Source organism: Desulfovibrio sp. SGI.230 (genome assembly GCF_050313065.1).
Taxonomy (GTDB): domain Bacteria; phylum Desulfobacterota; class Desulfovibrionia; order Desulfovibrionales; family Desulfovibrionaceae; genus Desulfovibrio.
Genome location: NZ_JBNPKS010000012.1, coordinates 1 through 16,429 on the forward strand (window position 1 = coordinate 1; position 16,429 = coordinate 16,429).

The 16,429-nt window shown below is 65.2% G+C and carries 15 protein-coding genes and 1 tRNA gene; 4 read left to right on the forward strand and 12 right to left on the reverse strand.

Annotation, left to right across the window (positions count from 1 at the left end; translation table 11 throughout):
- Positions 1 to 625 precede the first annotated feature (625 nt).
- The 8 genes from ACQRAG_RS09360 to ACQRAG_RS09395 form a co-directional block, all read right to left on the reverse strand.
- Entirely contained in the window at positions 626 to 1,180 is a 555-nt protein-coding gene (locus tag ACQRAG_RS09360; RefSeq protein WP_168935086.1) for a tetratricopeptide repeat protein, read from the reverse strand.
- Complete coding sequence (locus ACQRAG_RS09365; RefSeq protein ID WP_006006716.1) at positions 1,173 to 1,310, reverse strand: CcmD family protein; 138 nt, start codon at positions 1,308 to 1,310, stop codon at positions 1,173 to 1,175. The genes ACQRAG_RS09360 and ACQRAG_RS09365 overlap by 8 nt, the downstream gene beginning before the upstream one ends.
- Before the next feature lie 161 nt (positions 1,311 to 1,471).
- A complete protein-coding gene (locus ACQRAG_RS09370) occupies positions 1,472 to 2,158 on the reverse strand; it encodes a cytochrome c biogenesis protein (RefSeq protein ID WP_168935084.1) in 687 nt (228 codons plus the stop codon).
- Positions 2,155 to 2,832 (reverse strand): heme exporter protein CcmB, encoded by a 678-nt coding sequence (locus tag ACQRAG_RS09375; RefSeq protein ID WP_006006720.1) that lies wholly within the window; start codon positions 2,830 to 2,832, stop codon positions 2,155 to 2,157. The genes ACQRAG_RS09370 and ACQRAG_RS09375 overlap by 4 nt, the downstream gene beginning before the upstream one ends.
- On the reverse strand, positions 2,829 to 3,554 hold the full coding sequence (gene ccmA, locus ACQRAG_RS09380; protein WP_303899857.1) for a heme ABC exporter ATP-binding protein CcmA: 726 nt from the start codon (positions 3,552 to 3,554) through the stop codon (positions 2,829 to 2,831). Before ccmA ends, ACQRAG_RS09375 begins: the two co-directional genes overlap by 4 nt.
- A 10-nt stretch (positions 3,555 to 3,564) precedes the next feature.
- Positions 3,565 to 5,499 (reverse strand): heme lyase CcmF/NrfE family subunit, encoded by a 1,935-nt coding sequence (locus ACQRAG_RS09385; RefSeq protein WP_204626549.1) that lies wholly within the window; start codon positions 5,497 to 5,499, stop codon positions 3,565 to 3,567.
- A 110-nt stretch (positions 5,500 to 5,609) separates the two neighbouring features.
- Positions 5,610 to 6,023 (reverse strand): cytochrome c maturation protein CcmE, encoded by a 414-nt coding sequence (locus ACQRAG_RS09390; protein WP_168935077.1) that lies wholly within the window; start codon positions 6,021 to 6,023, stop codon positions 5,610 to 5,612.
- 161 nt (positions 6,024 to 6,184) lie between these two features.
- Positions 6,185 to 7,117: a LysR family transcriptional regulator gene (locus ACQRAG_RS09395; protein ID WP_204626550.1), complete on the reverse strand. Its 933-nt coding sequence runs from the start codon at positions 7,115 to 7,117 to the stop codon at positions 6,185 to 6,187.
- Between the two features lie 179 nt (positions 7,118 to 7,296).
- Between ACQRAG_RS09395 and ACQRAG_RS09400 the strand changes: the two genes are divergently transcribed.
- Both ACQRAG_RS09400 and ACQRAG_RS09405 read left to right on the forward strand, forming a co-directional pair.
- Positions 7,297 to 8,571: an MFS transporter gene (locus tag ACQRAG_RS09400; protein ID WP_239465111.1), complete on the forward strand. Its 1,275-nt coding sequence runs from the start codon at positions 7,297 to 7,299 to the stop codon at positions 8,569 to 8,571.
- Positions 8,572 to 8,608: 37 nt separating this feature from the next.
- Positions 8,609 to 9,799 (forward strand): mandelate racemase/muconate lactonizing enzyme family protein, encoded by a 1,191-nt coding sequence (locus ACQRAG_RS09405; protein ID WP_204626552.1) that lies wholly within the window; start codon positions 8,609 to 8,611, stop codon positions 9,797 to 9,799.
- 146 nt (positions 9,800 to 9,945) lie between these two features.
- Here ACQRAG_RS09405 and ACQRAG_RS09410 read toward each other — a convergent pair.
- Positions 9,946 to 10,021 (reverse strand) — tRNA-Ala (locus ACQRAG_RS09410).
- 162 nt (positions 10,022 to 10,183) lie between these two features.
- Here ACQRAG_RS09410 and ACQRAG_RS09415 point away from each other — a divergent pair.
- Complete coding sequence (locus ACQRAG_RS09415; protein WP_303877370.1) at positions 10,184 to 10,897, forward strand: DsbA family protein; 714 nt, start codon at positions 10,184 to 10,186, stop codon at positions 10,895 to 10,897.
- A gap of 305 nt (positions 10,898 to 11,202) precedes the next feature.
- Here ACQRAG_RS09415 and purE read toward each other — a convergent pair whose 3' ends face one another.
- The 3 genes from purE to ACQRAG_RS09430 all read right to left on the reverse strand — a co-directional run bounded on the left by purE (position 11,203) and on the right by ACQRAG_RS09430 (position 14,784).
- Complete coding sequence (gene purE, locus ACQRAG_RS09420) at positions 11,203 to 11,703, reverse strand: 5-(carboxyamino)imidazole ribonucleotide mutase (protein ID WP_006006731.1); 501 nt, start codon at positions 11,701 to 11,703, stop codon at positions 11,203 to 11,205.
- A 36-nt stretch (positions 11,704 to 11,739) separates the two neighbouring features.
- Positions 11,740 to 13,041: a phosphoribosylamine--glycine ligase gene (gene purD, locus ACQRAG_RS09425; protein WP_427804002.1), complete on the reverse strand. Its 1,302-nt coding sequence runs from the start codon at positions 13,039 to 13,041 to the stop codon at positions 11,740 to 11,742.
- 114 nt (positions 13,042 to 13,155) lie between these two features.
- Entirely contained in the window at positions 13,156 to 14,784 is a 1,629-nt protein-coding gene (locus tag ACQRAG_RS09430) for an FG-GAP repeat domain-containing protein (RefSeq protein WP_168935071.1), read from the reverse strand.
- Between the two features lie 245 nt (positions 14,785 to 15,029).
- On the opposite strand from ACQRAG_RS09430, the gene ACQRAG_RS09435 reads away from it, so the two are divergent.
- A complete protein-coding gene (locus ACQRAG_RS09435) occupies positions 15,030 to 16,373 on the forward strand; it encodes an RsmB/NOP family class I SAM-dependent RNA methyltransferase (protein ID WP_204675325.1) in 1,344 nt (447 codons plus the stop codon).
- Positions 16,374 to 16,429: the final 56 nt, after the last annotated feature.

Below are 16,429 nucleotides of genomic sequence, written 5' to 3' on the forward strand. Positions count from 1 at the left end.
GGGAAGGGGCGTTTTTTGGTAAAAACTGCCCCTTCCCCCACGCCCCCATCCCCGAAAAAACTTTTGCTCTGGTGATGTTGCCTGTCCCCGTCGCTGTCCGGAGGGCAGGGATGGCGCTGTGTTCCCGGCATGGGCACGAAAGGGAACAAGAGAGGAAAAGCTGGAAGGCCGCTCCATGGTGAGCGGCTTTTTTCGTGGTGGACACCGGGAAAGGGCAAGACCTGATGTTTCAATCCACAGTCGCCCCATCCGCCGGCTGAGCTTTAGCCGCTGCGACGCAGGAAGCTACGGATAAAGACAGCAATGTGTTACGCGGCAAGACAGCCCATGAAAGCGCTGTCGCTATCCGTAAGCCAGCTGGTGCGGGCAACGGCTACCGCCTCCGCAGCCGACGGACAGGGGGCGTGCGGACTGTCTCCCTGAGGGGAGAGGTCTCAAGTCACAAAGGAATTTTTAATAAAGAAGGCAGGTTGCCTGCCCCGGAACGGGCCGGAAGGAGAGGATGCCGGGCAAAGGCTGGAGACGGCGAAGAGGGGGCCTCAACGTAGCCTCCATCTCCTGTCGGCCACAGGGCATGAAAAAAGGGCGCCCGAGGGCGCCCTTTTTGTCTTTGATGGGGAAGGGGTTATTTTTTCAGCTCTTCTTCGATGGCCTGCCGCATCTCGGGCGAGATCTTCGGATCCTTGAGGCCGGCCTCCCAATGGGCGCGCCCCTTGTCCTTCTGCTGCAGGAAGTAGCTGTAGAGCACGCCCAGGCTGTAACGCACCGTGGCGTCGTCCCGCAGGGCCACCACCTTTTCCAGGGTCGCGGCCGCTTCCTGCGGCTTGCCCTGATTGTGCAGGATGACGCCCAGCATGTAGAGGGGCTGGGGATCGTTGACGTCCAGGGCCACGGCGCGCTGGGCAAAGGTGGCTGCGGCGTCCCATTCCTGGGTGGCCATCAGGTGTTCGGCCAGATGCATCAGGGCATCCTTGTTGGTGGGCTCGGCGGCCACCTTCTGCATCAGGCTGGCCAGCAGGTTCTGTTCCTGTCCCATGCCCTGCGGGGCCGTGGGACGTTCGGTCACCAGGTGCGGATTGCTGACACGTTCCTTGATGGTGACGCCCAGCATGACCAGCAGGCTCAGGCCCAGCAGCAGGATGATGGCGCGGGCGGTGAAGGAAAGACGGCTATCAGTCATGCAGGATCTCCATCTGGCGCAGACGGGCATCCAGACGACGCTGGGCACAGCCCATGAAGACCAGGTACGCGGCCAGACCCAGCCAGACGGCGGCACCGGCCGCCACCAGCCACAGGAAATTGCTGTCCATAGGGCACTCCTTGAAAGCGGGGATCCCGCTTGTATCCGTTGAAAACAGGGCTCACCGAGCCCGGACGGAGCACGGCTCCGCCTGTCCGCTCCCCGGGAGCGGCGCATCCACGGCCGTCATCCCGCCGCATGCGGCGGACGGGACAGACCGGGGACCGAAAATCAGTCTTCCGCCTGCAGGCGCAGGCTGTCCAGCCGGTCGCGCAGGCCCAGCTGGCGGGTGCGCAGCCACACCAGGCCCGCCCAGAACAGGCCCATGGCCGCCACACAGGCGATGGCGGTCAGCTTCATCTCAGGTTCCAGCCCGCCGCCCTTGGAGGCGAACACCGCCGGATGGATGGAACGCCACAGCCGGGCCGAAAGGAAGACCAGCGGCACGTCCAGAAAGGCCACCACGCCCACTACGGCGCAGATCATGCGCTTGCGCTGGGGCGGCAGGTCCAGGCCGCGCAGCACCAGATAGCCCGCATAGATGAACCACATGACCAGCGTGGTGGTCAGGCGGGGATCCCACGTCCACCAGACGCCCCAGGAGCGGCGGGCCCAGATCATGCCCGTGACCAGGGCCAGACCGGCCAGCAGCACGCCCACTTCGGCAGCGGCCGCGCAGACGCGGTCAGCGGCCGGGGAACGCCGGATCAGGTAGACGATGGACGCCACGAAGACCACCAGAAAGCTGATGAGCGCCCACCAGGCCAGCGGCAGATGGGTATAGAAGACCTTCTGCATCAGGCCCAGCTGGGCTTCCACAGGGGCATAGAAAAAGATCAGCCACTGGCACACGGCCAGGGCCGCACCGCCCAGCAACACCAGCAGCAGGGGCCACACGGAAAAGGCGCGTTGCATCATTCGTCTCCCGAATACATGAAGCCGAACAGCAGCAGTCCGGCAGCCAGAAAGACACCGTCGAAGGCGGCGGCCAGCCCTATCCACGAGGCCGGGCCGTCAGGCGCGGGCGCACCGAACACCTGGGCCGCCACGCCGATCCCCGCCAGCAGCAGGGGCACCAGCAGGGGGAAGAGCACGATGCTCAGCAGGGACTCGCGCGCCGCGCCGCCCTGCGAGAGCGCGCCCAGCAGCGAACCCAGGGCGCACATGCCCACGTCCACCAGCAGCAGCGTGCCGAGGCCCACGGGCCAGAGCGCGCCTATCTCCTGCGACAGGAAGACCACGGCGGCGGGCAAAAAGAACATCTGGGCCACCAGCAAGAGCAGCAGCCCGGCCAGGGCCTTGCCCAGCCACACGGCCTGTATGGGGGCCGGGGCCAGCAACAGGCCCAGACGCGCGCCGTTGGCCTCTTCCAGCGCATAGAGCGTATTGAAGATGAGCACCTGACAGAAGGCCGAGCCCAGCCAGAACACGGCGCCCGCGCCCTGGGGGCTCATGCGTTCGCCCACGCCCTGCGACAGGCTGAACACGAACAGCAGCAACAGGCCCAGCAGCAGGCCCTGCACCAGCCCGCTACCGCGGGTGAAGGTCAGCAGCAGGTCCTTGCGGGCCACGGTCAAGGCAAAGGATATCATGCGGGAACCTCCCCGGCAGTGGACGCGGCCACATTCCCCGTGGCCGCGTTGAGCACGGAATCCACGGCGGCAAGGCCCTGCGGCGGCCCGTCATAGGCCAGGCGGCGGTTCTCCAGCAGCAGCAGGCGGTCGGCCAGGGGGCTGTCGCCCGCCAGATCGTGGCTGACCACGATGACGCAGGCTCCTCGCTCCCGGGCGGCCAGCATCTCGCGCCGCACCAGGGCCATGGAATTGACGTCCAGGCCGGTGCCGGGCTCGTCCAGCAGCACAAGGTCCGCGTCCAGCAGCAGCACCCGCGCCAGGTTCAGGCGCTGGGCCATGCCGCGCGAGAACACCCCGGCCCGCTCTTCGGCATGGGCGGCCAGCCCCACATGCTCCAGCAGGGCCAGGAGCTCCGCCCGCGAAGGGCGCAGGCCGTGGGCCCGGGCCCAGAACTGCAGGTTCTCCAGCGCGCTCAGGCCCGGATAGACGAAGGTGGCGTGTCCCAGATAGGCCAGGCGCGGCCCGTCTTCACGGGCGACGCCGCCCGCCCCCGTGCCGTCGAAGATGACCTCGCCCGCCGAGGGGCGGGACAGGCCGGCGATGATGCGCAGCAGCGTGCTCTTGCCCGCGCCGTTGCCCCCGGCCAGCAGGGTGATGCTGCCCGCCGTGAAGCGGCAGCTCACCCCTTTGAAGACCACCTTGAGGCCGTAGAGCTTGGCCAGGTTCTCAAGACGCAGCATGATGGCGGCCTCAGGCCTGCGGCCCGTTGTCGGCGGGAGCGTCGCTCCCCGCTTCGGGCGTCTGCTTTTTGCGGCCGCGGGCCAGCATGAGGAAGGGGAACAGGCACATGAGCGTGCCGCCTATCCACATCCAGTTGACCAGGGGCTCCACGCTGAAGCGGATCAGCACCGAGGCGTTCTCGTCCAGGCCCAGGAAGGAGGCATACAGCTCGTTGCCCAGACCGGGGACCACGTCCACTTCGGAGAACTGCATGGTACCGAACTTGTCGTACATGCGGCGCTGCGGCTTGAGCTCGCCCAGCAGCGTGTCGCCTTCATAGATCTTGAGGCGCGCTTCCAGATAGTCATGGTCCACGGCGCGGCCCTGCTGGGCCTCCAGCAGCTCCACGCGGTAGGCGCCGGCCTGCTGCACGCCCTTGCCGTTCTGGAAGAGCAGGTCGTATTCCTGCTTGTAGGGGCCGGAGAAGGCCATGCCCAGCACCAGCACCGCCAGGCCCACATGCAGGCCCGCGGCGCCGACGGCACGCCAGCCGCCCTTGCCCGGCAGGGAAGGCAGACTGGCCAGCAGCCCGGCCAGACAGGCCACGGAGCCCGCCGCGGCCAGCAGGGCCACGGGCTGGCGGTAGCCCAGGAAGAAGAAAGCGGCGCCCGAGGCCACGAAGGCCCCCAGAGCGAGCCAGAAGCGCGGCGCGTCACGCAGGCCGCCGTCCCAGCGCAGCCAGGGACAGACCATGAGCAGCAGCATGATGAGCATGCCCAGGGGCACGCAGACACGGTTGTAGAAATTGGCGTCCAGGCCGTGGGGCTCCGGCGTCCAGAGCAGACTGATGACCGGCCACATGGTGCCCACGAGGATGATGACCGAAAGGGCCAGCAGCAGCCAGCAGACCATCACCAAAAAACCTTCGCGGCTGACGATGCCCGCCAGCTCGCGCCCGCGCGCGGGCACGGAGAAGGCCGCCCAGAAGGAGATCAGCAGGCCCCCCAGCACGAAGACCGTCAGGGGCGTGCCCACGCTGCCGTCACCGAAGGCGTGCACGGACTGCACCACGCCGCTGCGCACCAGATAGGTGGCGAAAAAGGCGGAGATGGTGGTCAGGCACATCAGGGCCACGTTCACGCGATGCAGCTTGTTGCGGCGCTCCTGCACGATGAGGGTGTGCAGGGCCGCCGTGCTAATGAGCCAGGGGATGAGGGAGGCGTTCTCCACCGGGTCCCAGGCCCAGTAGCCGCCCCAGCCCAGTTCCATGTAGGCCCACCACATGCCCAGGATGATGCCCGCGGTCAGGAAGGCCCAGGCCAGCAGGGTCACGGGGCGGGTCACACGGTGCCAGCCGTCCTCGCCCTCACCGCCGGAAAGGCTCTGGGCCAGGGCAAGACAGGCGGGCACGGTGAAGCCGCCGTAGCCCAGGAAGAGCAGCGGCGGGTGGAAGATCATGCCGGGGTTCTGCAGCAAGGGATTGAGGCCGTTGCCGTCCGGCGGCACGGGCGACTGCATCTCGAAGGGATTGCTCCAGCAGGAGAGGATCAGGGCGAAGAAGGCCATGATGGCGTAGAAGAAGCCCCAGTACCAGAGCCGCGTGGCGGGCGTCAGGCGCTTGTAGGCGGGCGTCAGGGCAAAGATGCTGCCGCTGATGGCCACGGAAAAGGCCCAGAACAGCATGGAGCCCGGCTGCCCGGCCCAGAAGGCCGTCAGGCGGTAGAAGGCGGGCAGCACACGGTCCGTGTAGCTGGCCACATAGACCAGGCTGAAGTCGTTCCAGAACAGGGCGTGCAGCAGCAGGGCCGCCGCCAGGGAAAGGGCGCCGGTGATGGCCCAGTGGACCTTTTCGATCAGCGCCAGGGCGTCGCCGCGCTGCTGCCAGAGCTGCAGAAGCGCCAGCGCACTGCCGCCCAGAGCACAGATCAGGGTCAGCAGCTGCATGGCATAGGCAATGAAATACATGGGGCTCCTTTGGGCACGCCACGACCAGCCATGGCGGCACATTTCCGGTGAGGACGCGACCGGCCCCCGAGGCCCGGCCGTGCGTCAGGAAGGGTACGGCCTGCGCCGCCCTAGCTCTTGCGGTTTTCCTTCTGGTACTTGGAAGGACACTTGGTCATGAGGGTCTTGGCCATGAAACGACCGTCGGGCTGCAGGCCCCCTTCCACGATGACCTCGGCGCCCGCCTTGAATGTATCCGGCACGGCGCCCTTGTAGACCACGGGCAGGGTCAGGCCCGCATCGTCCTTGTCCTGCAGCAAAAAGCTGGCCCCGGGGCCGTCCACGTTCTTGAGCAGGTTGTCGGGGGCCACGGTGCCGAACAGGCGGGCCGCCTGCAACTTGTCGGCCGTGGCGGCCCTGGCTTCGGAGACGTTGAGGAAATAGACGGTATTCTCCGACAGGCCGGAAAAGACCAGATAGCCCAGACCACCCAGGAACAGCAGGGCGGCCACGAGATACATACAGGTGTTTTTCTTGCGGGGCATGGGGTCTCCTTGCATGAAAGAACGTGCCTTTCCCGGCACGAAGCTGCTGCATACCCTAGCACAACCCTGCCTTTTTGACAAGTAAGAATCGCTCCTGATAGGACAGCAAAGCCGCATGAATCCAGTGTGCGCGCACGCACAGTCCGGCCGGTATCACCGGGCTAGCCTGCCGTATTGGCGAGAGCCGTCAGGGAATCGTCGGGCAGGGAATCCAGGCAGTGGCGGCGAGCATACTCCTGCGTGAAGCTGACGAAGAGCTCCGCCGGGGACGAGAGCTCCTGCTGTGCCGGCCGGTACAGGAGCATGGCACGCCGGAGCACCGGGTAGACAGGGGTGGCCACAAGGCCGAAGCCCCGGGCCAGCAGGATGGAAAAACGCCCGGCCAGCGCGATGCCCGCGCCGGTGGCCGCCAGAGCGAACGCCGTTGCCATGTGGTGCACCGTATGCGCCACATGGAAGTCTTCCTCACCGCCCACATCCGCCGAGATGTAGTGGATGGACTCCCGGCCGACGGCGATGACGTCCGCCTTGCGCACCTGCTCCCAGGAGACGGCCTCCCCTGCCAGCGGGTGCTGGGGCAGCGAGAGCATGTGGACAGACGTTTCAAAAAACAGCTCGCCCGTCACGCCCGCTTCCAGATCACGGGCAGGGCCGTAGCCGAGGTCGGCGCTGCCGTCCACCACGGCCTGCTGGACCCTGGACATGGGCAGATCCACGAGCTCGACCCGCATCTCCGGATACCGGCGCATGAAGCGGTAGGCCAGCAGCGGGATCAGCGTACAGCCCAAAAGCGGCGCCGCCGCGATGCGTACCCGGTGGATGCGGGCATCGTGCAGTTCCGTGGCGCATTGTTCCATGCTGCGGAACACGTCCTGGGCCCTGCTGGCCTTTTCGAAAAATATCTTGCCCGCCGCCGTCAATTTGACGACTCGCCTCCCTCTGTCAAAAAGCTGGACGCCTATCTGGTCTTCCAGATCCTTGACCAGGTTGCTGACCGCGCTTTGCGTGATGTGCAGCGCCGCACCGGCCGCCGTGAAGCTGCGGAGCTCTGCGACCATCAAAAAGGCATCTACCTGACGAATGGTGATATTCATAGTTCATCCCGGGCTGCTGGCGGATTCGTGACGGATGCATAAGCAGAAGTGATGCATCGATCAACAAAAAAAATTGTACATCCCCTGTTTTTTCATGGATACTCCCAAATAAGATCTGATGAATCGTATTTGCTCTAGAGCGTACAGGAAAATCAAAATCATAACAATTGGAGATGCATATGGAAAATGCAAATTCTATACAGCAAAATCCAACAAAGAAGCGTTTTATAATCGTTATATGCCTTTTTATAGGTATTTTTATAGCCTATCTCGACAGAGTGAACGTATCTGTACTTGCGGCTAACGATCCTTTCCTCCTTGAAATGGGCATCAAGGATACGCCCGTGCGCATAGGCATGATGATGTCCGTCTTCCTTGCGGCATACGGGATATCCAATGTCGTCCTTTCGCCTATCGGGGACTATCTTGGACCGCGTAAAAGCATGATGCTCTGCATCGTACTGTGGACGATATCCCTCTTCATTGGTGGTATCGCCACATCCTTCATGCTGATCATCGTCAGCAGAATCATACTTGGCATCGGTGAGGGCTTTTACTATCCCCTGCAAAGTGTCTTTATCAAAAACTGGTTCCCCAAACAGGAACGGGGACGGGCCAATGCAGCCTGGGTCGTGGGGCAGTCCGTTGCGCCTGCCATCGCCATGCCCTTCTTTGCCTGGCTCATCGGGACCCACGGCTGGCGCATGAACTTCCATGTCTGCCTCGTGCTGGGCCTCATCCCCCTGTACCTGCTCTGGCGCCATGTGGCGGACACGCCCCGTCAGGCCAAGGGCATCAACGCCGCGGAACTGGCCCACATCGAAGCCGGTCAGGAGCAGGCCCCTGCCTCCGCCGAAGAAAAGATTCCCGTCGCCGTGCGCTTCAAGGCCTTTGCGGGCAACTACCGCTACTGGCTGCTGGTGTTCTGGTACCTGTGCCTGCAGTGCATGTACTGGGGCCTCATCACCTGGCTGCCCAGCTATCTGAAGACCGCCCGCGGCTTCTCCTGGAGCGAGATGGGCTGGCTGGCCTCCCTGCCCTTCGTCCTTTCCATCTTCTGCAAGGCTTCCAGCGGCATCCTGGCCGACAAGGTCGGCCGCAGTGCGCCCATCCTCATGTGCGCCATGCTGTTCGCCGGTCTGTGCGTCTACTTCGGCGCCTCGGTGGACAACAAGTACGCTTCCGCCGTCCTGCTCTCCTGCTCCGTGGCTTTCTGCACCATGGGCACCCCTGTCGCCTGGACCCTCCTGCAGAGCCTCGTGCCCGGTTCGTCCATGTCCACGGCCTCCGGCATCATGAACGGTTTCGCCAATGGTCTGGCCGCTCTGGCCCCGGCCCTGATCGGCCTGTTCATCACCCTGACGGGCCAGTTCAGCGGCGGCCTGCTGTGCCTGGTCTTCACCGGTGCGGCAGCGACGCTGGCGGCAGCCATCCTCGTTATCCAGAAATATTAAATAAAATCAAATCAATCCAGACTTCAAGGAGCCTGTAATGAAAATCACCAGTATCGATATCATCGATGTCGCCAACGATTTTTCTTCCGCCACCAGCAAATGGCGCCCCACCGTCGTCCGGGTCAACACGGATGAAGGCATCAGCGGCTTCGGTGAAGTGGGCCTCGCCTACGGCGTCGGCGCCTCCGGCGGCATCGGCGTGGCCAAGGATCTGTCCGCCCTGCTGATCGGCATGAACCCCATGGATACGGAAGCCATCTGGGAAAAGATGCTGCGCAAGACCTTCTGGGGCCAGGGCGGCGGCGGTATCTTCTCCGCAGCCATGAGCGGCCTCGACATCGCCATGTGGGACATCAAGGGCAAGGCCCTCAACGTGCCCCTGTATGTCCTGCTGGGCGGCAAGAGCCGTGACAGCATCCGGGCCTACGCCAGCCAGCTCCAGTTCGGCTGGGGCGGCGGTACCGACAAGGCCATGCTCGTGTCGCCGGAACAGTACGCCGACGTGGCGCGTGTCGCCGTCAGCGAAGGCTATGACGCCATCAAGGTGGACGTGCTGGCCATGGACGAACACGGCAACTGGAACCAGCGTGACCTCAAGGGCCTGCTGCCGGACAACATCCTGCGCCTGGGCTATGACCGCCTGAAAGCCATGCGCGACGCCATCGGTCCCGATGTGGACATCATCGTGGAGATGCACTCCTTCACCTCGGCGGCACCGGCCATCCAGTTCGGCCGCATGATCGAGGAGCTGGGCGTCCTGTACTACGAAGAGCCCGTCATGCCCCTGAACCCCAAGATGATGAAGCAGGTGGCCGACCATGTGAACATCCCGCTGGCCTCCGGTGAACGCATCTACTGGCGCTGGGGCTACCGCCCCTTCCTGGAAGACGGCAGCCTGAGCGTCATCCAGCCGGACATCTGCACCTGCGGCGGTATCTCCGAAGTCAAGAAGATCTGCGACATGGCCCACGTCTATGACGTCACCGTCCAGATCCATGTCTGCGGCGGCCCCATCTCCACCGCAGCCGCCCTGCACATGGAAGCGGCCATCCCCAACTTCATGATCCACGAACTGCACCGCTATGCCCTGCTGGAACCCAACACCAGGACCTGCATCCACAACTACATGCCCAGCAAGGGCCGCTACACCGTTCCCGAACTGCCCGGCCTTGGCCAGGAACTGACGCCCGAGACCATCGCCGCCTCGGACATCATCACCGTCAAGTAAGGCTGCCGCAGGGCGGGGACACGGCCCGCCTCCAGCCGGATACAAAAAAGCCGGGGCTCATCAGAGCCCCGGCTTTTTGCTGTCTGTGTTTCTGTGGCCAGAAACGAAAAAAGGGTCTGCGTTTCCGCAAACCCTGATTTCCTTTTTGGTGGAGCTGAGGAGAATTGAACTCCTGACCTCTTGAATGCCATTCAAGCGCTCTCCCAACTGAGCTACAGCCCCTCGGCAAGAAGGTACATTGCCAAAAAGCAGCCCCTCTGTCAACAAAAAAATCAAAAAAGTTTTTCCATCTCCCCACCACGGCAAAGGGCCGCCCCTCCTTCCCCGCCCGCACGGCTCCCGGCCGGGCCTTTCCTTCCCCGGCCAAAAGCGTATGCTGCGGCCATGAACCTCCTCTATCTCACCGACGTATTTTGTCCCTGGTGCTACGGCTTCGCGCCGGTCATGCGCCGCCTGGCTGCGGAACATCCCGAACTGCCCGTGCGCGTGCTGGGCGGCAACCTTATGGACGAGCCCCAGACCCTCACCGGCATGCTGGAAGAATACCCCACCATCCGGGAATTCTTCGCCCGCCTGCAGGAGACCACCGGCCAGTCCACGGAACATTTCCGCCAGGCCCTGGAACAGGCCGTGGCCGGTACGGGCCCGGACCTGCTCATGCATTCCCCGGCCATGAACCTGCCCCTGGCCGCCCTGCGCCATCTGGCCCCCGGTCACGAGCTGGAACAGATGGAGGCCTTCCAGATGGCCTTCTATGCCCAGGGCCGTGATGTCATGGCCGCCGGGGAACAGGCTGCCATCGCGGCCGCCTGGCTGCCTGCGGGGACGCCCGCCGACGCCCTGGCCGCCGCCATGGCGGACCCCGCCATCCGGAGCGCCGCCCGGCATGACGCCGCCGAAGCCGAGGAGGTCATGGGCGAATTCCTCCTTTATCCGACCCTGTATCTGGAGCACGACGGCCAGCGCACCCTGCTGGCCCGCGGTTACAGCGACTACGCCAGCGTCCGGGCCAAGCTGGACGATGCCCTGCGCGGTGTCCGCGAAAGCCCCGTCGCCCAGGGCGCGGCCTGCGGTCTGGACGGCAAATGCTGTTTTTAGGGCAATGAGGCTTCGTTGAGAGGGAGAGGGGCGTTTTTTGGACAAAAACTGCCCCTCCCCCTCTCAAACTCTCCCCCGCCCCGAAAAAACTTTCTCCGGTCTGACCGGCCGGTCCCCGTCACTGGCCGGAGGAGCCGCCATCCGGGCATGGACCGGGACGATCCGCATGACGGACAGGTATGGGAAGCGGGCAGCTCCCCGTCTCCGGGATTTTCTGTTTCAGGATATGTGATGCAGCCAGGCCGCTGCCAAACAAAAAGCCCTCCGCGAACGGAGGGCTTTTTGTTTGCTGGTGTACCGGCCGGCTAGCAGCCGTACTTGGCTTCGATCTCGGCGGCGGCTTCTTCCACACCGGCCTGCATCTTGGCGCGGGCGGCGCGGATCTTTTCATCCAGCGCGGGATCGGCCACGGCCAGGATCTGGGCGGCCAGCCAGGCGGCGTTGCGGGCACCGGCCTTGTCCATGGCCACGGTGGCCACGGGGAATCCGGGAGGCATCTGCACAGTGGCGAGCATGGCGTCCATGCCGCCCATCAGGCCGCCGGAGACCGGGATGCCGATGACGGGACGGGTGGTGCGGGCGGCCACGGCACCGGCCAGGTGCGCGGCCATGCCGGCGGCGCAGATGAAGACCTTGGCGCCGGCGGCTTCCTGTTCGCGCAGGATCTTTTCCGTGCGCTCGGGGGTACGGTGGGCGGAGCTGACCGTGAAGAGATAGGAGATGCCCAGCGAACGCAGCACGTCCACGCAGGGGCTGACCTTTTCTTCATCGGACTTGGAGCCCATCATGATGACGACTTGAGCCATAGATGTTCCTTTATGGCGGCATAAGGCCGCGGTTGCTTACTTTTCTTCCTGCGCCAGCTGTTCCAGACGGCGGATGCCCTTCTGGCCGATATCGCTGCGGTGGAAGCTCTTGTCCATGCGGATGGCCTTCACGCCCTCATAGGCACGGGCCTGGGCGTCGGCCAGGGTATCGCCCAGCGCGGTCACGCAGAGCACGCGGCCGCCGCTGGAAAGGGTCTTGTCGCCGTCCATGCTGGTGCCGCTGTGGAAGACCTTGACGCCGGGCAGGGCGTCGGCTTCGTCCAGACCTTCGATGACCATGCCCTTGGGATAGGCGTGCGGATAGCCTTCGGCGGCCACCACCACGCCCAGAGCGGTCTGGGAGGTGTGGGTGAGGCTCTCGGGACGGAGCTTGCCCTCGATGCAGTCCAGCATGATCTGCACCAGATCGCCTTCCAGACGCATCAGCAGGGGCTGGCATTCGGGGTCACCGAAACGGGTGTTGTATTCCAGCACCTTGGGGCCGTTCTCGGTCATCATCAGACCGGCATAGAGCACGCCCACGAAGGGATGGCCGTCCTTGGCCAGCGCGGCCAGGATGGGACGGATGACCGTATCGGCCATGGCTTCGGCCGCGTTGTAGGGCAGGATGGGGGCGGGGCTGTAGGCGCCCATGCCGCCGGTATTGGGGCCCTGGTCGCCGTCATAGGCGGCCTTGTGGTCCTGGGCGGAAGGCAGGGGCACGGCGGTCTTGCCGTCGCACAGGCACAGGAAGGAGGCTTCCTCGCCCACGAGGAACTCCTCGATGACGAGCTTGGCACCGGCGGCACCGTGCGCACGCTTGCACATGATGTCGTCCACGGCATCCAGGGCTTCCTGGGTGGTCATGGCCACCACCACGCCCTTGCCGGCAGCCAGGCCGTCGGCCTTGACCACCAGGGGGGCGCCCAGTTTGACCACGGCGTTCTTGGCTTTGTCGGGATCGGTGAAGACCTGGCTGTGGGCCGTGGGCACACCGGCGCGGTTCATGACGTCCTTGGCGAAGGCCTTGCTGCCTTCCAGACGGGCACAGTAGGCATCCGGGCCGAAACAGGGGATGCCGGCCTCACGCATGCGGTCGGTGATGCCCTTGGTCAGGGGCAGTTCGGGACCGGGCACCACCAGGTCGATCTTTTCCTTGCGGGCCAGTTCCACCAGACCGTCCAGGTCTCCGGCATCCACGGCCACGTTGATGGCGCCCTCACGGGCCGTACCGCCGTTGCCGGGGGCCACAAAAACTTCACTTACCCGAGGGCTCTGCTTGAGCTTCCACACCAGGGCGTGCTCACGCCCGCCAGAACCGATAACCAGGATGCGCACAACCTCTCCTCCCTGAAAAATAGACATACGGAAAACTTTCCGGCAGCCGGAGCTGCTGAAAAAGCCCCGTCCCGTGCCGCTGCGACACGGAACGGGGCTGCATCCTCTTACGTGTTAGTAGTTGGGGGTCACTTCAAAATCGCTGAGGTCGGCAGGAGCGTTGGGGTTCATCTGCGACACGTCCAGCGGATAGGCGGTGACGATGCACTGACGGCTGCCCACACCCAGATCGGGCGAGGTGTTCAGGCCCACCACCAGGTCCAGGATGCCGTCGTTGTTGAAGTCGGCCAGGTCCACGGCCGCCACGGAACCGCGGATGCGGCGGGTCTTCCACTTCAGGCCCAGGCCCACGCCATCCCAGAACAGGGCGTGCACTTCGCCCTGGGGGAAGTAGCGGTAGCGGTCGAAGATCTGGGCCGCCGTGGAGATGGGCTTGTTGACCAGCAGGGTGTATTCGCCGGTATGGCCGATGTCGGCCACGATGAGGCGCATGGGGGCAAAGTACTTGCTGGGCATCTGGTAGTTGCGGTCCACGCCCAGGCCCGGCATGCCCTTGTAGTGTTCCATGCCGGTGGCGGAACCGGAGAAGCGTTCCATGGTGGTATGGATCAGGGTCTGGTTGGCGCCCTGGAAGATCTTCAGGCGTTCGTCGTCGGTCAGCATGACCAGCTGGTCACCGTTCTTGCCGGGGAGCCAGGCCACGTTGAAGACGTTGGCCCCGCTGGGCAGGTTGATGCGCTGGCCCAGCCCATAGGAGCCGTTCTGCTTGACCATGATGTGCACGCCGGGGGCGAACAGCTTGATGGAGTCCCAGCCCTGGCCCACCAGCGTGGGCTGGTAGGAAGGCGGCAGGTTGATGACGCTGGCGAAGTAGGAGCAGCGCTTGGCCACTTCCGTGAACTTGTTGCCGCGGAAGCCGTAGAAGTAGGTGTAGGGGCGGTTGTTCTCTTCTTCGAAGGTGGCCACCACCAGATCCTTGGCGCCGTCGCGGTTGAGGTCGATGGCACGCATGGAGAAGTTCAGGTTGCTGCGGGAGATGGTGATCTCGCCCAGCTTGCCCAGACGGCCGTCGTTGCCCCACTTGTAGATGACCAGGCGATGGTCGTGCAGGATAGCGATCTCGTTGCGGCCGTCACCGTTGAAGTCGGCCACGGCCATGTCCACCATCTCGTCCTTGAGGCGCTGGCTGCGGATGCGGGAACCGTCGGCGGAGTTGCCCTGATAGCGGAACTGGGGGTTCAAGTAGGATTCCGTCTGGCCGGTCTCGTTGCGGATGATGTCCGAACGGCCGCCGCGGCTGGCAGCGGCGGCACCGGCGACGCCCAGCACCTCGGAGGAGAAGGCGCCCGCGAGGCGCTGCACCGTGGCGTTCAGGGCGCTCATGGGGCCCTGGGCCGTATTAGTCCAGGTGGAGCCCTTCTTGTCCACGCTGTTGAGGACGATGGTGCAGTCATTGCCCATGACGCTCACCGTGCCCCACAGGGCATAGTCGGCACCGCCGATGAACTTGCGGGCTTCGGCGGCGGAGCCGGCCGCACGGGGACCCATGGTGCCCGTAGCGCCCGTGGCACTGAGACGACCCATCAGCGTGGAAGGCACGGCCTTGGACAGGTAGCTGTAGTTCTGGGGCGCGTGCACCTCAAAAGGCAGCAGCACGAAAGACTTTGCCTGGGCAGCCTGGGCCTGGAGGCCCATCACCAGCATCAGGCAGGCGGCAAACGCCAGCTTCATGGCAAATTTCATTCAAAATCTCCTTGCAGTTCTCTGCGTACGTCGACCGCCCTCGCACAGGAGGGCTCGCCCGGCCGGGGTCTCTGCCGCTGTCGCGGCAGGCGCCGTACGGCCTGCGGCACCGGAACTATAGCGACACTTGGCCTGCCGCGCAACTTGAAAGCCGTATCCGCTGTTCCGGCGCGGCCCTGCGCTCCTTGGGGCCCCCTGCCGCGGACGCTCTTGCCCCCTCCAGACGGAACAGATAAGAAAGGCCCATGAGTACCGCCAATCCTTCCCGCCCCACGGGGCGTTCCTTTCGTCTGGTCTGCCCTCCGGAGCAGATGCCGCAGGTGGAGAGCCTGCTGCGCGCCCAGGGCTATGAGTTCGAACCCGAGCCGTTCTCGCCCTTCTGCCGCCGCCTGCTGTGCGAACCGCGGCCGCTGGGCTCCTCGCTGGCCGCCTTTTTCGGCTACATCTATATCCAGGACAGGTCTTCCATGCTGCCGCCCCTGGCCCTGGCGCCGCGGCAGGGCGAAGCCGTGCTGGACATGTGCGCGAGCCCGGGCAGCAAGACGGGCTTCCTGGGCCAGCTCACCGGCCCCGACGGCTTCGTGCTGGGCAACGAGCTTTCCCGCGCCCGTCTGGCCACCCTGCGGGCCAACCTGCACGCCTGCAACCTGCCGCATGTGGGCACCTGCTCCTTCGAGGGCCAGGCCCTGCCCCTGACGCCCGGCACCTGGGACGCCATCCAGCTGGATCCCCCCTGCTCCGGCTGGGGCACGGTGGAAAAGAACCCCCAGGTCCTCAAGCTCTGGCAGGGCGACAAGCTCAAGGGCCTGGTGGGCCTGCAACAGCTGCTGCTGGCCCATGCCGCGCGCCTGCTGCGCCCCGGCGGCCGCGTGGTCTTCTCCACCTGCACCACCAACGATGACGAGAACGAAGCGCAGGTGCGCTTTGCCGAAGAGGAGCTGGGACTGGTGCGCGAACACCTGACGCCCTTCGAGGGCTTCGTCTGGGAACAGCGCCCCGGCGGCGAGGGAACCCTGCGCGTGGACGGCGAACGCTCGGCGGCCCAGGGCTTCTATGTGGCCCTGCTGCGCAAGCCCGCGGACGCCCCCCTGCCCGAACTGCCGCCCCTCTCCGCCGAGCCCGATGCCCGCACGGCCGCCCGTAACGCGGCCCGTGGCCGCAGCCGTCGCGATGCCCGCCCTGCCCTGCCCCAGGGCCAGGTGGTGCCCCGCAGCGCCCTGGCCGGGCCCTGCTGCGATCCCGACCGTCTGCCCGCCGGTGAGGCACGCATCTACGGCGAGCAGGTGCGCTTCATCCCGGCCCATGCCGACCTGCTGCTGCCGCAGGGCTTCACCTGGCAGGGCGCCCTGCTGGGCCGCATGGCAGGCGGCCGCCTGCACATGGCGCCCCGTCTGCGCTGCCTGCTGCCCGCCGTCCCCGACCCGGCGCACAGCCTGGTGCTGGACGACATCAGCGACATCACGGCCCTGCTCAGCGGCCAGAGCCGCCAGACCGGCCTTGCGGGCAACGAGGCCGCCCTATGGTGGCGCGACCTGCCGCTGGCCCGGATGATGCTCAAACAGGGCCGGGCGACCCTCAGTTTCAACTAGGTCCGGCACAGGATGCCGGACAGGGCCGCAGGCAGGGCAGACTTGCCTCTTTACCT

Bases quoted from the DNA above. Each gene is read 5' to 3' on its own strand.
- ACQRAG_RS09360 (WP_168935086.1), bottom strand. From the start codon at position 1,180: ATGACTGATAGCCGTCTTTCCTTCACCGCCCGCGCCATCATCCTGCTG.
- ACQRAG_RS09365 (WP_006006716.1), bottom strand. From the start codon at position 1,310: ATGGACAGCAATTTCCTGTGGCTGGTGGCGGCCGGTGCCGCCGTCTGG.
- ACQRAG_RS09370 (WP_168935084.1), bottom strand. From the start codon at position 2,158: ATGATGCAACGCGCCTTTTCCGTGTGGCCCCTGCTGCTGGTGTTGCTG.
- ACQRAG_RS09375 (WP_006006720.1), bottom strand. From the start codon at position 2,832: ATGATATCCTTTGCCTTGACCGTGGCCCGCAAGGACCTGCTGCTGACC.
- ccmA (WP_303899857.1), bottom strand. From the start codon at position 3,554: ATGCTGCGTCTTGAGAACCTGGCCAAGCTCTACGGCCTCAAGGTGGTC.
- ACQRAG_RS09385 (WP_204626549.1), bottom strand. From the start codon at position 5,499: ATGTATTTCATTGCCTATGCCATGCAGCTGCTGACCCTGATCTGTGCT.
- ACQRAG_RS09390 (WP_168935077.1), bottom strand. From the start codon at position 6,023: ATGCCCCGCAAGAAAAACACCTGTATGTATCTCGTGGCCGCCCTGCTG.
- ACQRAG_RS09395 (WP_204626550.1), bottom strand. From the start codon at position 7,117: ATGAATATCACCATTCGTCAGGTAGATGCCTTTTTGATGGTCGCAGAG.
- ACQRAG_RS09400 (WP_239465111.1), top strand. From the start codon at position 7,297: ATGGAAAATGCAAATTCTATACAGCAAAATCCAACAAAGAAGCGTTTT.
- ACQRAG_RS09405 (WP_204626552.1), top strand. From the start codon at position 8,609: ATGAAAATCACCAGTATCGATATCATCGATGTCGCCAACGATTTTTCT.
- ACQRAG_RS09415 (WP_303877370.1), top strand. From the start codon at position 10,184: ATGAACCTCCTCTATCTCACCGACGTATTTTGTCCCTGGTGCTACGGC.
- purE (WP_006006731.1), bottom strand. From the start codon at position 11,703: ATGGCTCAAGTCGTCATCATGATGGGCTCCAAGTCCGATGAAGAAAAG.
- ACQRAG_RS09430 (WP_168935071.1), bottom strand. From the start codon at position 14,784: ATGAAATTTGCCATGAAGCTGGCGTTTGCCGCCTGCCTGATGCTGGTG.
- ACQRAG_RS09435 (WP_204675325.1), top strand. From the start codon at position 15,030: ATGAGTACCGCCAATCCTTCCCGCCCCACGGGGCGTTCCTTTCGTCTG.